Source organism: Hoeflea sp. BAL378 (assembly GCF_000759435.1).
GTDB lineage: Bacteria > Pseudomonadota > Alphaproteobacteria > Rhizobiales > Rhizobiaceae > Hoeflea.
This window is the reverse complement of the sequence record NZ_JRJG01000043.1, coordinates 32,830-46,146: the sequence shown is the minus strand read 5'-3', so window position 1 is coordinate 46,146 and position 13,317 is coordinate 32,830. Positions and strand designations below refer to the sequence as shown.

Here is a 13,317-nt window from a genome sequence, read left to right as displayed (position 1 = left end):
GATGAAGGACGCGCGCACGGCGTCGCGCATCCATGGCGAGGCCTTTTCCCGCGCCTGGGGGGACGGGGAGTTCGAAAGCCTCATCAGCCAGCAGTCGGTGTTCGGGTTCCTGGCCTGCCCGGAAGGCCGCTCCCGCGATGCGGCGGCGGGCTTCGTGCTGTGCCGCGAGGCTGCCGGCGAGGCCGAGATCCTGTCGATCGGCATCTCGCCCAAGCAGCGGCGCGCCGGGCTCGGCTGGCGGCTGATGCGCAGCGCCATGCAGGAGGCCAGGCGCCGCGGCGCCGAGGAAATGTTCCTCGAGGTCGACGAGACCAATCTGGCCGCCGTCCAGATGTACCGAAGGCTGGATTTCGTCCAGGTCGGAGAGCGGCGCGCCTATTATGCCCGCGAGGGCGCGCCGAGCACGACGGCGCTTGTCATGCGGCGCGATCTTCGCTAGTCCCGGGGGGATCGCCGGCGACGGATTCGCCGGCATTTCCGCTCCACGTATCCGGCTGGGCAGGCGATGGAAGAACCAAGACCCCTCGAAGACAGATGCGCCGAGCGCGGCATGCGCATGACCGAGCAGCGCCGCATCATCGCGAGGGTCCTCGATGGCGCCGACGACCATCCCGATGTCGAGGAATTGCACCGCCGCTCCGTGGTGGTCGATCCGCGCATCTCCATCTCCACAGTCTACCGCACGGTCAAGCTGTTCGAGGACATCGGCATCATCGAGCGGCATGATTTCCGCGATGGCCGCTCGCGCTACGAGACCGTGCCCGAGGAGCACCACGATCACCTCATCGACCTCAGGAACGGCCAGGTGATCGAGTTCCATTCGCCGGAGATCGAGGCGTTGCAGGAGCGCATCGCCCGCGAGCTGGGCTTCCGCCTGGTCGACCACCGGCTCGAGCTCTACGGCATTCCGCTCAAGACCGACAAGCAGTAGGCCGGCGTGATGGACGCCGCGCGCCATCCTGTTCCAGCGGCCGGACGATGATCGCGGGCTTGCGCATCGGCTTCGTCCTTCTGGCATTCCTGCTGCTGACGCTGGCGCTGCTGCCCGTCCAGCTCGTGGCGCTCGGGCTTGGGCATTCGCTGATGCGGCGGCTGCCGCGCTGGTGGCACGGGATCATGTGCCGCGTCATCGGCCTCAGGGTCCGCACCCATGGAAGCCTCGCCCGCGAGCGGCCGCTGCTGATCGTCTCCAATCACGTCTCGTGGAAGGACATCCTGGTGCTGGGCTCGGTCGCCGAACTGGTGTTCGTGGCCAAGTCCGAGGTCCGCACCTGGCCGCTTGTCGGCTGGCTGGCCCGGCTGCAGCGCTCGGTCTTCGTCGAGCGCCGGGAGCGGCGCAAGACCGGCGCGCAGGTCAGCGAAGTCTCGGCGCGGCTGGTGGCGGGCGAGGTCGTGGTGCTGTTTGCCGAAGGCACGACGTCCGACGGCAACCGGGTGATGCCGTTCAATGCCTCGCTGTTCGGCGCGGCGAGCGCGGCGCTGCCGCTGGCGCCCGGGGGAAAGGTGCATATCCAGCCGGTCTCCATCGCCTATGTCGGCCTGCACGGCATGCCGATGGGGCGCTACCACCGGCCGGTGGCGGGCTGGCCCGGCGACGTGGCGCTGGGGCCGCATCTCCTGCGCGTCATCCGCTACGGCGCGCTCGATGTCGACGTGGTCTTCGCCGACGCCATTCCCTTCGACGCCACGACCGATCGCAAGAAGACCGCCCGCCTGGTCGAGGCCCGCGTGCGCGAGGGCCTGATCAAGGCGCTCTCCGGCGGATTGAATGGCTAGTTCGCCATTTTCAAGCCGCGATTTTGTCGCTAAAAGCCCCCGATGACCCACGCCATCCTCACCGCCCCAGCCCGATCCGACACGCAGCCCGACAGGTTGCCTGAAACGGGTCTTGCCGTCAGACCCGGCAGCAACACCAAGAAGGTCTTCGTCAAGACCTATGGCTGCCAGATGAACGTCTATGACAGCGAGCGCATGGGCGACGCGCTCGGCCGCGACGGCTACGAGACGGTCGACACGGTCGAGGCGGCGGACCTGGTGCTGATCAACACCTGCCACATCCGCGAGAAGGCGGCCGAGAAGGTCTATTCGCAACTGGGCCGGCTGGCCAAGCTCAAGCGCCAGCGCAACGCCGAGGGCGGCGACCTGATGGTGGCCGTCGCCGGCTGCGTGGCCCAGGCCGAGGGCCGCGAGATCATCCGCCGCGCGCCCGTCGTCGACGTGGTGATCGGGCCGCAGACCTATCACCTCCTGCCCGAGGCCCTGGCCCGCGCCCGCAACGGCGAGGCGGTGGTCGAGACCGAATTCCCGGCCGAGGACAAGTTCGACGGCCTGCCCGACGCGCCCGAGAAATCCATCCGCGCCCGCGGCGTGGCGGCCTTCCTCACCGTTCAGGAAGGCTGCGACAAGTTCTGCACCTTCTGCGTGGTGCCCTACACCCGCGGCGCCGAGGTCTCGCGCCCGGTCGGCCGCATCGTCGCCGAGGCCGAGCGGCTGGCAGGCGCCGGCGTGCGCGAGATCACGCTTCTCGGCCAGAACGTCAACGCCTGGCACGGCCTGGGCGAGGGCGGCCGCGAATGGGGCCTGGGCGAGCTCATCCGCCGCCTGGCCAGGATCGACGGCATCGACCGCATCCGCTACACCACCAGCCATCCCCGCGACATGGACGAGGCGCTGATCGAGGCCCATCGCGACCTGCCCGAACTCATGCCCTATCTGCATCTTCCGGTGCAGTCGGGCTCGGACCGCATCCTCAAGGCCATGAACCGGCGCCACACGGCGGACGACTATCTGAGGCTCGTCGAGAAGATCCGCGCCGCCCGTCCCGACATCGCTCTCTCGGGCGATTTCATTGTCGGCTTTCCCGGCGAGACCGACGCCGACTTCGAGGACACGATGCGGCTGATCGGCGAGGTCGGCTACGCCGCCGCCTTCACCTTCAAATACTCGATCCGCCCCGGCACGCCCGGCGCCGAGATGGACGGCCAGGTCGACGAGGCGGTCAAGTCCGAGCGCCTGACGCGGCTTCAGGATCTCATCGCCCTTCAGACCCGGGCCTTCGGCAGGGAATGTGTCGGAAAAGTGGTGGATCTGCTCCTGGAGAAGCCCGGGCGCAACACCGGACAACTGATTGGCCGCTCGCCCTGGCTGCAGCCCGTAATAGTTGATGCAAAGCTGGGCGAAATCGGTGACATTGTGAGGGTGCGAATCACGCAACCCGGTACGAGCAGTCTTTTCGCGGAACCTGTGGAGTGACGGCCCAGTGCATTTTTGGAGCAAGATCGTTTGACAGTTGAGCACCTGTCTAAGACAGAAGCTGCGACGCCCGCCTCAGGCGCGTCCGACGCGACCCACCTCGCGCTCACCTTTGAAAACAACCGTCTCGCCAGCGAACTCTTCGGTCAGTTCGACCAGAATCTGGCGTTGCTCGAAAAGAAGCTGAAGATCGACGCCCGGGCCCGTGGCAACACGGTTACGCTGCGGGGCGAGGAGATCGCCACCAACCAGGCGCGCCGGGCGCTGGATTTCCTCTATGATCGCCTGCTCAAGGGCGCCAGCGTCGAGAGCTCCGACGTCGAGGGCGCCATCCGCATGGCGCTGGCCGCCGACGACCAGCTTGTGCTGCCGACGCTCGAGCGCAAGGGCAAGATGACGCTTGCGCAGATTTCCACCCGCAAGAAGACCGTCATCGCCCGCACGCCGACGCAGGACGCCTATATGCGCGCCATGGAGCGCTCGGAGCTGGTCTTCGGCGTCGGCCCCGCCGGCACCGGCAAGACCTATCTCGCCGTCGCCCATGCCGCGCAACTGCTCGAGCGCGGCTCGGTCGAACGCATCATCCTGTCGCGGCCGGCGGTGGAAGCCGGCGAGCGCCTGGGCTTCCTGCCCGGCGACATGAAGGAGAAGGTCGATCCCTATCTCAGGCCGCTCTATGACGCGCTCTACGACATGATGCCCGGCGACAGGGTCGAGCGCGCCATCACCGCCGGCGTCATCGAGATCGCGCCGCTGGCCTTCATGCGCGGCCGCACCCTGTCCAACGCCGCCGTCATCCTCGACGAGGCGCAGAACACCACGCAGATGCAGATGAAGATGTTCCTGACCCGCCTGGGCGAGAACTCCCGCATGATCATCACCGGCGACCCGAGCCAGATCGACCTTCCCCGCGGCGTCACCTCCGGCCTGGTCGAGGCGCTGTCCGTCGTCGACGGGGTCGAGGGCGTCGTCACCTGCCGCTTCCGCGGAGCCGATGTCGTCCGCCACCCGCTGGTCCAGCGCATCGTCGAGGCCTATGACAAGCGGATCCACCCGCACCCGACCGGCGGCGCATGACCGCCGCCCCGGCGATCAGTCTGGCGGTTGCGGTCGAGGCGGGGGAGTGGGGCGACGCGGGCGCGATCGAGGCCCTGGCGCAGGCGGCGCTCGAGGTCGCCGTGCGTGATCTTGCCGAGCGCGAGGCCCAGCCCTTTCCCGAGGATCCGCCGGAAGTCTCGCTGGTGCTCGCCGACGACGCGATGATGGCCGACATCAACGGCCAGTGGCGCGCCCAGCCCAAGCCCACCAATGTCCTGTCCTTCCCGGCGTTTCCGCTGGTGCCTGGCGGCCGGCCTGGCCCGATGCTGGGCGACATCATTCTGGCGCGCGAGACCATCGAGCGCGAAGCCGAGGACCTGGGCAAACCGGTCGAGCACCATATCACCCACCTGATCGTCCATGGATTTCTTCATCTTTTCGGATATGATCACATCGCAAACAACGATGCCGAGAAAATGGAAGCGATAGAGACTCGCATTTTGGCCTCGCTTGACCTATCTGACCCCTACGGCGACACAGAGCCGGTTTGATACCGAAGAGAAGATGACCGACAGCAATGCCCCGGCCGAGACCGGAGACGCCCAAAGCGCCTCGAGCGCGACATCCAGCGAGGAATCCCACAGTTATCTGCCCGTGCCCGTGCATGGTCAGGGAGCCGTCACGGTTCCTGACGAGCGCAACGGCATGGGCCTTTGGCAGCGCCTGGTGCGCGCCCTGTTCCCGCCCTCCGACCGCGAGACCATCCGCGAGGACCTGACCGATGCGCTGCAGTCGGGCGGCGAGCTGCATGAGGCCTTCTCGCCCGACGAGCGCGCCATGCTGCACAACATCCTGCGCCTGCGCGAGGTCCGCGTCGAGGACGTCATGGTGCCGCGCGCCGATGTCGAGGCGGTCGACCAGACCACCACGCTCGGCCGGCTGCTGGAGATCTTCGAGGAATCGGGGCGCTCGCGCATGCCGGTCTATTCGGAGAATCTCGACGATCCGCGCGGCATGGTGCATATCCGCGACCTGCTCGCCTGGATCACCAAGCAGGCCCGCGCCAAGCGCAGGTCCACGGCCAGAAGCCCCGCCGCGATCCAGAAGCGCAATGCGCTCAACGCGCTGGAGCTGTCGCGGGTCGACCTCGGCAAAACCCTCCAGGAATCGGGCATCACCCGCAAGGTGCTGTTCGTGCCCGCCTCGATGCTGGCCTCGGACCTGATGCAGCGCATGCAGGCCAACCGCATCCAGATGGCGCTGGTGATCGATGAATATGGCGGCACCGACGGGCTGGTCTCGCTCGAGGACATCGTCGAGATGGTGGTCGGCGACATCGCCGACGAGCATGACGACGAAGAGGAGACGCTGATCAGCCGGGCCGGCGAGGATGTCTGGGTCGTCGACGCCAAGGCGGAACTCATGGACCTGGCCGCGGAGATCGGCTCCGATTTCGACATTCGCGAGCAGAGCGAGGAAGTCGACACCATCGGCGGGCTGATCTTTTCCGAGCTGGGCCGCGTGCCGGCGCGCGGCGAGGTGGTGCAGGCCCTGCCGGGCTTCGAGTTCCATGTCACCGATGCCGATCCGCGCCGGGTCAAGCGCGTGCGCATCGTCCGCAAGCGGCAGCCGTCGCGCCGCCGTCCGCTGCGCGGCGAGAGCCCTCCCGCGAAGCAGCCGGAGCCGGACGACACCTCCGTAGCCTGAGCCGGCCGCCGCGAGGCGGGCCGCGCCGGGCGCGGAAAAAAGTCCCGGCCCGGACCGGACAATGCACCGGTTTTTTGAAAAGATGCCGCAAATGATTCGTCTGTCCGCGCAGGTCGGGCGGCCGGGCCGGCGCCTGCCGCCTTCGCGCCCGCTTAGGGTCTGAAGTCCGCGGCGCGGGCGAACAGGGAAATGTTGCAGCGTCCAGCGCGCCGGCTCCGGCGCGCGCCGGACAGCGTGCGGGGGGCGTTGGACTTTGGAACGGATCGCTGAATCCATCATGCTGAGCTGGGGCGGCAAGCGCATCCTGGTCGCGGTGCTCGCCGGGGCGCTCGCGGTTCTGGCATTGCCGCCGTTCAATTTCTTCGCCGTCCTGTTCGTCTCCTTTCCGGTTCTGGTGTGGCTGCTCGACGGCGCCAGCGGCCCGGCCGACGCCGGCGTGCTCGGCCGGTTGCGGCCGGCTTTCGCCACCGGCTGGTGGTTCGGCCTGGGCTACTTCGTCGCCGGGATCTGGTGGCTCGGCAATGCACTGCTGGTGGATGCCGAGGGCTTCGCCTGGGCGCTGCCCTTCGCCGTGCTCGGCCTGCCCGCCGTGCTGGCGCTGTTTTACGGCGCCGCCACGGCGCTGGCGCGGCTGCTCTGGTCGGACGGGCTGGGCCGGATCGCGGCGCTCGCGGCGGCCTTCGGGCTCGCCGAATGGGCGCGCGGCTTCGTGCTCACCGGCTTTCCCTGGAACGTCATCGGCACCGCCGCCATGCCGGCGCCGCTGATGATGCAGTCGGTCGAACTGACCGGCATTTTCGGCATGTCGGCGCTCGTCGTCTTCGTGTTTTCCGCGCCGGCGCTGGTGGGCACCCGGCGGGGCGCGGTTGCCGGCATGGGCGCGGCGCTGCTGCTGCTGGTCGCCCATGTCGGCTATGGCTGGTTCGCGCTCTCGCGCCTCGATGCCGCGCAACCGGTCGCGCCGGACGTTGTGGTGCGGATCGTCCAGCCGGCCATCGACCAGTCGGCCAAGTGGGACGTGGCGGAGCGCGAGCGGATTTTCTCGCAGCTTCTCGCGCTCAGCGCCCTGCCGCCACCTGAGGCGCGGCCGCGGCCCAGCCACATCGTCTGGCCGGAGACGGCGCTGCCGTTCCTCTTGACCGAAAACCCCGGCGCGCTGTCGCGCATCGCCGACATGCTGCAGGTCGGCCAGACGCTGGTCACTGGCGCGGTCCGGTTCGAGGATGGATCGGGCGGCGCGCCCGAGCGCTACTACAACACCATCTATGTCATCGACGACGAGGGGCAGATCATCGGCTCCGCCGACAAGGCGCACCTGGTTCCGTTCGGCGAATACCTGCCGTTCGAGGCCTGGATGCGAAGGTTCGGCCTGGCCCCCGTGGCCGAGACCTTCGGCGGCTTTTCGGCCGGCGACCGGCGCGGATTGCTGGCCCTGCCCGGCGGATTGAGCGCCGTGCCGCTGATCTGCTACGAGGTGATCTTTCCCGAGTTGTCGGAAGTTGCCGACGGTCGCGGCGCGCTTCTGCTCAACGTCACCAACGACGCCTGGTACGGGATGACCCCAGGGCCCTACCAGCATCTGCGGCAGGCGCAGCTCCGGGCGGTCGAAACCCGCCTGCCTCTCGTCAGGGCGGCCAACAACGGCATCTCGGCGGTGATCGATGCCGGCGGACGGATCGTCGGCAGCCTGCCTCTGGGCGAATCAGGCGTTTTCGACGTCGATCTGCCGGCCGGGGCGGACCGCTTCTGGAACATGGGAAATCGGCAATTTAACTTTGGATTGATTATCGCCATACTGGTAATTTCGGCGTTTTTTGCGCGTAAAGGTAAAAGGCAAGGGCTAGATTGACGCAAAACCCCTAAAATAGCATAGTCGTTTTCGTCAACCCAGTTCCCGTTCCCAAGTCAGTCTGTGCGGACCCACAGCTTTTGGAGTATGATTGGTGCAATCAAAGCGGGATAAACCAACCAGAGAGTCTCAGGCTCTTGTCAGGACCAGAATATGATTGAAAACAAGAAAAAGCCCAATCCGATCGACATCCACGTCGGAAGTCGCGTCCGCCTGAGGCGGACGATGCTCGGCATGAGCCAGGAGAAGCTCGGCGAGGCGTTAGGCATCACGTTCCAGCAGATCCAGAAGTATGAAAAGGGCACCAACCGCGTTGGCGCCAGCCGGCTGCAGAACATCTCCACCATTCTCAACGTGCCGGTCAGCTTCTTCTTCGAGGACGCTCCGGGCGATCCAGCCACGGGCCAGCCCGGGATGGCCGAAGCCAACAGCTCCAACTACGTGGTCGACTTCCTGTCGTCCTCGGAAGGCCTGCAGCTCAATCGCGCCTTCATCAAGATCCCTGATCCCAAGGTTCGGCGCAAGCTGGTCGATCTCGTCAAGTCCCTCGCCTCCGAGCCTGAAACCAACTAAGCGCCCGCCGTTCCGTCAAGCCTGCCGCGCTCGGGCGGCTTGCCCGTGGGTTGAGACGTTTGCATGCCGTTCCAGGCGGGAGCGCCCGGGACGGCATGCGTTTGCGTGCAGTGCCGATGCTTCGCGTTGCGCCGCCGGAGCGGCGGAGACTGCGCGCTTTCCATCATATCAAGATATATTTATGTCATTCTGACCTTGTCAGAGGGGCACGTTGTCACTAAGAAGCAGCATCTTGACCCTTGATGGAGCCCGCAATGGAGCGCTCGAGTTTTCTTTTCACCAGTGAATCCGTATCCGAAGGTCACCCCGACAAGGTGTGCGACCGCATTTCGGACGAGATCGTCGACCTGGTCTACCGCGAAGCGAAGAAGACCGGCGTCGATCCCTGGAGCGTGCGCGTTGCCTGCGAGACCCTTGCGACCACCAACCGCGTCGTCATCGCAGGCGAAGTGCGGGTGCCGCCGTCGCTGACCAAGAAGGACAAGAACGGCAAGGACGTCATCAATCCGGCCAAGTTCAAGTCCGCAGCGCGCAAGGCCATCAAGGCCATCGGCTATGAGCAGGAAGGCTTCCACTGGAAGACCGCCAAGGTCGAGGTGCTGCTGCACTTCCAGTCCGCCCATATCGCCCAGGGCGTCGACAACGCCTCCGACCAGCAGGGCTCGGAAGGCGCAGGCGACCAGGGCATCATGTTCGGCTACGCCTGCACCGAGACCCCGGAACTCATGCCGGCGCCGATCTACTACAGCCACAAGATCCTCGAACTTCTCGCCGCCGCCCGCCACAAGGGCGAGGGCGACGCCGGCAAGCTCGGCCCGGACGCCAAGAGCCAGATCACCGTGCGCTATGTCGATGGCAAGCCCTCGGAAATCGTCTCCATCGTGCTGTCCACCCAGCATCTCGACGGAAGCTGGGATTCGGCCAAGGTCCGCGAAGTCGTCGAACCCTATATCCGCCAGGCGCTCGAAGGCCTGCCGATCGCCGCCGACTGCAAATGGTACATCAATCCCACCGGCAAGTTCGAGATCGGCGGTCCCGACGGCGACGCCGGGCTGACCGGCCGCAAGATCATCGTCGACACCTATGGCGGCGCGGCGCCCCATGGCGGCGGCGCCTTCTCGGGCAAGGACACCACCAAGGTCGACCGCTCGGCCGCCTATGCCGCGCGCTACCTCGCCAAGAACGCGGTCGCCGCGGGCTTCGCCGAGCGCTGCACCATCCAGCTCTCCTACGCCATCGGCGTGGCGCAGCCGCTGTCGATCAACGTCAATTTCCACGACACCGGCAAGGTGTCGGAAGCAGCGCTCGAAGACGCGCTGCCCAAGGTGATGGACCTGACCCCGCGCGGCATCCGCAAGCATCTCGACCTGAACAAGCCGATCTACGCCCGCACCGCGGCCTACGGCCATTTCGGCCGCAAGGCCGGCCGCGACGGCTCGTTCTCCTGGGAGAAGCTCGATCTGGTCAAGCCGCTCAAGGACGCCCTCAAGGGCTGAATAGGCGCACCACGATCGTGAGATGCTGCCAGGCGGACCCCAGGCCGATGCGGAGAGCGTCATGACCCTTCCCCAGAGACGCTCGCGCTCCACCGAAGCCTTCTACGGCCGGCGCCGGGGCAAGACGATGAAGGCGCCGCAGGCCGCGGCGCTGTCCTCGCTTCTGCCCGCGCTGAAGCTCGACCTGTCGACGCTTCCGCCTGCGGAGCTTGCGAGCCTGTGGCCCAAGCCGGTCGGCGAGATCCGGCTCGAAATCGGCTTTGGCGGCGGCGAGCACCTGCTGCACTGGGCGGCGCAGTCGCCCGGCACCGGCTTCATCGGCGTCGAGCCCTTCGTCAATTCCATGGCCAAGATGCTGGGCCAGCTCGAAACCGCGGGCCTCGCCAACATCCGTGTCTATGACGACGACGCCACGCGCGTGCTCGACTGGCTGCCCGACGCCTGCCTCGATCGGATCGACCTGCTCTATCCCGACCCTTGGCCCAAGAAGAAGCACTGGAAGCGGCGCTTTGTCTCGAAAGCCAATCTCGACCGCTTCGCCCGCGTGCTCAGGCCCGGCGGCCGCTTCGGCTTCGCCTCCGACATCGACACCTATGTCAACTGGACGCTGACCCACATCGCCGCCCATCCCGATTTCGAGTGGACCGCCCGCACCGCCCGCGACTGGCGCGATCCGCCGGAAGGCTGGCCCGGCACCCGCTACGAGGCCAAAGCCGTGCGCGAGGGCCGCACCCCATGCTATCTCGAGTTCGTGCGCGCCGCCTGATCCGTCCTGGCCGGGCCAAGGCCGGCACTTGTAGTATGGCTGCGGTAGGGCGAGGGGGAATTGTCTTGCCCGCCGCGCCGATTCAGGCTATACACCGCTCAAATTCTTGATCGTTAGAGCAAGGGTGGGCCCGCAAGGACCCGCTCTTTTTTGTTGCCCATGCCCGGTGGCGGCAGGCGATCAGCCGAACCAGAGCGAGGATCCGGCCCTATGACAGACGAGCCAGCAATGCCCAACGATCAAAGACTGGTCACCGAGACCGGCGTTGACGCGCGCATTGCCGAAATCGTCGAGCCGGTGATCGAGGCCCTCGACATGCGGCTGGTGCGCGTGCGGATGTCAGGGCAGAACGGCAATACGCTGCAGATCATGGCCGAGCGCAATGACGGCACCATGAGCGTCGAGGACTGCGAGGCGGTGTCGCGCGCGGTTTCTCCGGTGCTGGATGTGGAAGATCCGGTGGAAAAGGCGTATCATCTGGAAATCTCGTCGCCCGGCATCGACAGGCCGCTGGTGCGCAAGTCCGATTTCGTCCGCTGGGAGGGTCACCTCGCCCGTTGCGACGCCTCGGTGCTGATCAATGGCCGCAAGCGGTTCCGCGGCTATATCCGGAATGTCACGGAGACCGGTTTCTCGATCGAGCGCGATCAGCCGGCCTATGGCGAAGACAATATTGCGGTCATCCCCTTCTCGGCGCTCGCCGAGGCCAAGCTGGTGCTGACCGACGACCTGATCCGCGAATCGCTTCGCGCCGACAAGGCCGCCAAGGCGGCTGCCGCCGCCAATGGCGCCGATACGGACGAGCCGGACGACGCCGGCGACAGCGCCTGAGCCAGCTTTGAGACGACGTCCGCCCTCCGGGGCATCGATCCGGCCCGGTTGACGGGCCAAACCAGACCCGGCCCGGGTGTCGGGCCAGAACCAGACCCGGGGTGCCGGGCCAGAACCAGACAAGGCCCGCACGGTCGCGGGCCGACACATGGAGACAGACATGGCAGTCAGTGCAAACAGGCTTGAGCTTCTTCAGATCGCCGACGCGGTCGCGCGCGAGAAGTCCATTGACCGCGAGATCGTCATCGCCGCCATGGCGGACGCGATCCAGAAGGCCGCGCGGTCGCGCTACGGATCGGAATCCAACATCCGCGCTGACATCAACGCCAAGACCGGCGAGATCCGCCTGCAGCGCCTGCTCGAAGTCGTCGAGCACGCCGAGGACTATGCCACCCAGATCCCGCTGCTGATCGCGCGCGACCGCAATCCCGATGCGCAGCTCGGCGACTTCATCGCCGATCCGCTGCCGCCGATGGATTTCGGTCGCATCGCCGCCCAGTCGGCCAAGCAGGTGATCGTGCAGAAGGTGCGCGAGGCCGAGCGCGACCGCCAGTATGACGAGTTCAAGGACCGCATCGGCGAGATCGTCAACGGCACCGTCAAGCGCGTCGAATACGGCAACGTCATCGTCGATCTCGGCCGCGGCGAAGGCATCATCCGCCGCGACGAGACCATCCCGCGCGAAGCCTTCCGCTACGGCGACCGCGTCCGCGCCTATGTCTACGACGTCCGCCGCGAGCAGCGCGGCCCGCAGATCTTCCTGTCGCGCACCCATCCGCAGTTCATGGTCAAGCTGTTCACGATGGAAGTGCCGGAAATCTACGACGGCATCATCGAGATCCGCTCGGTCGCCCGCGATCCGGGCAGCCGCGCCAAGATCGCCGTGATCTCCAACGATTCCTCGATCGATCCGGTCGGCGCCTGCGTCGGCATGCGCGGCAGCCGCGTCCAGGCGGTCGTCGGCGAATTGCAGGGCGAGAAGATCGACATCATTCCCTGGTCGCCGTCGCCGGCGAGCTTCATCGTCAACGCGCTGCAGCCGGCCGAGGTCTCCAAGGTCGTGCTCGACGAGGACGCCGAGCGCATCGAGGTGGTGGTGCCCGACGAACAGCTCTCGCTGGCCATCGGCCGCCGCGGGCAGAACGTCCGCCTGGCCTCGCAGCTCACCGGCTGGGACATCGACATCCTGACCGAGGAAGAGGAAAGCCAGCGCCGCCAGAAGGAATTCAACGAGCGCACCGCCCTGTTCATGGAAGCGCTGGATGTCGACGAGATGGTCGGCCAGGTGCTGGCCTCCGAAGGCTTCAGCCAGGTCGAGGAAGTGGCCTATGTCGACATCGGTGAAATCACCGCGATCGAGGGCTTCGACGAGGAGACCGCCAACGAGCTGCAGACCCGGGCGCGCGAATATCTCGACAAGCTCGAGGCCGAGCTCGACGCCAAGCGCAAGGAGCTGGGCGTCGAGGACGAACTCCGGACCGTGCCGGGCATGACCACGCCGATGATGGTGGCGCTGGGCAAGGACGGCATCAAGACCGTGGAAGATTTCGCCGGCTGCGCCGTTGACGACCTGACCGGCTGGTCGGAACGCAAGAACGGCGAGACCAAGCGCTTCGACGGCCTGTTCACCGGTCTCGATGTGTCCCGCACCGAAGCCGAGCAGATGATCCTCCAGGCGCGTCTCGCCGTCGGCTGGATCACCGAGGACGAGCTGGTGGTCGAAGAGGACGAAGGCGGCGCCGCGGAAGCGGACGCCGGGGCGGATGGCGAAGAGGCCTGAGGCCTGACGTCGCCGGAGGCTGTGC

Annotated in this window: 13 protein-coding genes; all 13 read left to right on the top strand. The window is 66.7% G+C overall.

Annotation, left to right across the window (positions count from 1 at the left end; translation table 11 throughout):
• The first annotated feature begins 1 nt into the window (after position 1).
• Positions 2–439, top strand: coding sequence for a GNAT family N-acetyltransferase (locus tag LL06_RS11625; protein WP_035526550.1), 438 nt, complete (start codon positions 2–4; stop codon positions 437–439).
• Positions 440–505: 66 nt separating this feature from the next.
• Positions 506–931 (top strand): Fur family transcriptional regulator, encoded by a 426-nt coding sequence (locus LL06_RS11620; protein WP_035526547.1) that lies wholly within the window; start codon positions 506–508, stop codon positions 929–931.
• Positions 932–978: 47 nt separating this feature from the next.
• Positions 979–1,776 (top strand): lysophospholipid acyltransferase family protein, encoded by a 798-nt coding sequence (locus LL06_RS11615; RefSeq protein ID WP_035526544.1) that lies wholly within the window; start codon positions 979–981, stop codon positions 1,774–1,776.
• Between the two features lie 42 nt (positions 1,777–1,818).
• Entirely contained in the window at positions 1,819–3,252 is a 1,434-nt protein-coding gene (miaB, locus tag LL06_RS11610; protein WP_052161450.1) for a tRNA (N6-isopentenyl adenosine(37)-C2)-methylthiotransferase MiaB, read from the top strand.
• A 30-nt stretch (positions 3,253–3,282) separates the two neighbouring features.
• Complete coding sequence (locus LL06_RS11605) at positions 3,283–4,329, top strand: PhoH family protein (protein WP_152599576.1); 1,047 nt, start codon at positions 3,283–3,285, stop codon at positions 4,327–4,329.
• Positions 4,326–4,841 (top strand): rRNA maturation RNase YbeY, encoded by a 516-nt coding sequence (gene ybeY / locus LL06_RS11600; RefSeq protein WP_035526541.1) that lies wholly within the window; start codon positions 4,326–4,328, stop codon positions 4,839–4,841. The genes LL06_RS11605 and ybeY overlap by 4 nt, the downstream gene beginning before the upstream one ends.
• Before the next feature lie 13 nt (positions 4,842–4,854).
• The gene (locus LL06_RS11595; protein ID WP_035526538.1) at positions 4,855–5,997 is read left to right on the top strand and encodes a hemolysin family protein; all 1,143 of its coding nucleotides are present in this window, start codon (positions 4,855–4,857) and stop codon (positions 5,995–5,997) included.
• 253 nt (positions 5,998–6,250) lie between these two features.
• Positions 6,251–7,846: an apolipoprotein N-acyltransferase gene (gene lnt / locus LL06_RS11590; RefSeq protein WP_035526535.1), complete on the top strand. Its 1,596-nt coding sequence runs from the start codon at positions 6,251–6,253 to the stop codon at positions 7,844–7,846.
• Between the two features lie 153 nt (positions 7,847–7,999).
• Entirely contained in the window at positions 8,000–8,419 is a 420-nt protein-coding gene (locus tag LL06_RS11585; RefSeq protein ID WP_035526533.1) for a helix-turn-helix domain-containing protein, read from the top strand.
• A gap of 254 nt (positions 8,420–8,673) precedes the next feature.
• Complete coding sequence (gene metK / locus LL06_RS11580; protein WP_035526531.1) at positions 8,674–9,915, top strand: methionine adenosyltransferase; 1,242 nt, start codon at positions 8,674–8,676, stop codon at positions 9,913–9,915.
• 61 nt (positions 9,916–9,976) lie between these two features.
• Positions 9,977–10,681 (top strand): tRNA (guanosine(46)-N7)-methyltransferase TrmB, encoded by a 705-nt coding sequence (gene trmB, locus LL06_RS11575; RefSeq protein ID WP_035526567.1) that lies wholly within the window; start codon positions 9,977–9,979, stop codon positions 10,679–10,681.
• A 228-nt stretch (positions 10,682–10,909) separates the two neighbouring features.
• Positions 10,910–11,512, top strand: coding sequence for a ribosome maturation factor RimP (gene rimP, locus LL06_RS11570; RefSeq protein ID WP_244447106.1), 603 nt, complete (start codon positions 10,910–10,912; stop codon positions 11,510–11,512).
• Positions 11,513–11,672: 160 nt separating this feature from the next.
• Entirely contained in the window at positions 11,673–13,292 is a 1,620-nt protein-coding gene (nusA, locus tag LL06_RS11565) for a transcription termination factor NusA (RefSeq protein ID WP_035526525.1), read from the top strand.
• The last annotated feature ends 25 nt before the right edge of the window (positions 13,293–13,317 follow it).

What these genes read in the sequence shown, in the direction of transcription:
- metK (WP_035526531.1), top strand. Translation starts at nt 8,674, where the DNA reads ATGGAGCGCTCGAGTTTTCTTTTCACCAGTGAATCCGTATCCGAAGGT.
- LL06_RS11625 (WP_035526550.1), top strand. Translation starts at nt 2, where the DNA reads ATGAAGGACGCGCGCACGGCGTCGCGCATCCATGGCGAGGCCTTTTCC.
- trmB (WP_035526567.1), top strand. Translation starts at nt 9,977, where the DNA reads ATGACCCTTCCCCAGAGACGCTCGCGCTCCACCGAAGCCTTCTACGGC.
- nusA (WP_035526525.1), top strand. Translation starts at nt 11,673, where the DNA reads ATGGCAGTCAGTGCAAACAGGCTTGAGCTTCTTCAGATCGCCGACGCG.
- LL06_RS11585 (WP_035526533.1), top strand. Translation starts at nt 8,000, where the DNA reads ATGATTGAAAACAAGAAAAAGCCCAATCCGATCGACATCCACGTCGGA.
- ybeY (WP_035526541.1), top strand. Translation starts at nt 4,326, where the DNA reads ATGACCGCCGCCCCGGCGATCAGTCTGGCGGTTGCGGTCGAGGCGGGG.
- miaB (WP_052161450.1), top strand. Translation starts at nt 1,819, where the DNA reads ATGACCCACGCCATCCTCACCGCCCCAGCCCGATCCGACACGCAGCCC.
- LL06_RS11620 (WP_035526547.1), top strand. Translation starts at nt 506, where the DNA reads ATGGAAGAACCAAGACCCCTCGAAGACAGATGCGCCGAGCGCGGCATG.
- LL06_RS11615 (WP_035526544.1), top strand. Translation starts at nt 979, where the DNA reads ATGATCGCGGGCTTGCGCATCGGCTTCGTCCTTCTGGCATTCCTGCTG.
- LL06_RS11595 (WP_035526538.1), top strand. Translation starts at nt 4,855, where the DNA reads ATGACCGACAGCAATGCCCCGGCCGAGACCGGAGACGCCCAAAGCGCC.
- rimP (WP_244447106.1), top strand. Translation starts at nt 10,910, where the DNA reads ATGCCCAACGATCAAAGACTGGTCACCGAGACCGGCGTTGACGCGCGC.